The organism is Seonamhaeicola marinus, assembly GCF_008085455.1.
Genome location: NZ_VSDQ01000549.1, coordinates 1 through 219 on the forward strand (window position 1 = coordinate 1; position 219 = coordinate 219).

At 32.9% G+C, this 219-nt stretch carries 1 pseudogene; it reads left to right on the top strand.

From position 1 onward, the window contains the following. A pseudogene (locus FUA24_RS08210) lies at window positions 1–78 on the top strand (uS10/mL48 family ribosomal protein); the annotation flags it as partial. Window positions 79–219: the final 141 nt, after the last annotated feature.

Consider the following 219-nt stretch of genomic DNA (forward strand, 5'->3'; position numbering starts at 1 on the left):
TCTTCGTCATCAAAAACTATTGATGCGTTAATGAAGCTTGAATTACCAAGTGGTGTTGAAGTAGAGATTAAAGTATAGTTTTCATTATCGCGAAAGCGGTAATCTAACATGTCCCACCGATGCGGTCGCGGGAAAAACGGAAAAATACATTTCAGGGACGAAACGTATTTTGTCCCTGATTTTTTTTAAATAAGTAATAAATAAATTAATAATTAAATT